We start from the raw sequence: 980 nt of genomic DNA, 5'->3' as shown, positions 1-980 counted from the left end.
ACCCGTTGTGCATTTTAAATAATGCTGATTTTAATATTATTAATATTTCTGTTAAAAATGAATTTATTGATGTACTGAATTACAGTGAGTGCTGTTATTTTGGACAATATCCTTGTTTTAAATCCTTCGAAGGATTTAGCATAGTTCCTACGGATCATAAACTGGTCGCATAGTTGTGAAAACAAGGTTTCTATGCGTTTTCTGGATTTTTTAAACACAAAGGGTTGCTCTTTGTGATTCCGTTGGTTTTTACGCATCGGAGTACTTAATTCGATCTGGTGGTTCTCAAAGAGGTTCAACTGAACTTCTGCTGAAAGATACCCCTTGTCCCCGAGTAAAACACAACCGGACAATTGGGCCTTGATATCATCGAGATAATTAATGTCATGGACAGATGCGGGGCTTAGGTCAAAACTTTGGAACACCCCACCTACAGAACAGACCGCATGTAGCTTGTACCCATAAAAATAAAGGCCTTGTGAAGCACAGTAACCTTTATCAGGGAACGCATAATCATCCTCCTTGCAAACCTTGCTACGGGATGAACGGGATAGCTTACACACTTCCAATGGCATGCTGTCTATCACAAAGTAATCTTCAAACTCATTGAAATGCCTGGCCAATGATTCCCGTATCTTATCCAAGTAGGGCATTAAACGCCTTCGGCGACGGTTGTACACACTGCGTTCAATCTTACTGGCAAGGCCACCGGGAAGCATCCGGAAAAGGTGGCTTTCACTGTCAATCCCCATATATTCAGAGGTCAGGCATAAGCCAACTACTTCCAAATCACTCATCCGAGGACTTCGTCTTTGGTAAGGGAGTAACTTTTCATCTGCTATTTTTCTTAGTACTTCCAATATTCTTTCGTAATTTGCATTTAAGTTGTTCATCGTAAATGTTTTGTGGTAAAAACAATTTACTGACTGTCAGTCAAATGAGCAACTTTTTTCTTTTTTAAATCATAATGCACAACGGGT

1 protein-coding gene is annotated in these 980 nt (G+C 39.7%); it reads right to left on the bottom strand.

The genetic code is table 11. From position 1 onward, the window contains the following. Window positions 1-14 precede the first annotated feature (14 nt). Window positions 15-893 carry an IS982 family transposase gene (locus tag UXI14_RS18020; RefSeq protein WP_335967357.1) on the bottom strand — a complete coding sequence of 293 codons (879 nt, stop codon included), beginning with the start codon at window positions 891-893 and terminating at the stop codon, window positions 15-17. Between the last annotated feature and the right edge of the window lie 87 nt (window positions 894-980).

It is taken from the genome of Galbibacter sp. PAP.153, assembly GCF_037029175.1.
Taxonomy (GTDB): domain Bacteria; phylum Bacteroidota; class Bacteroidia; order Flavobacteriales; family Flavobacteriaceae; genus Galbibacter; species Galbibacter pacificus.
Note: the sequence above shows the minus strand (reverse complement) of the source record. Positions and strands in the feature narration are given on the sequence as shown.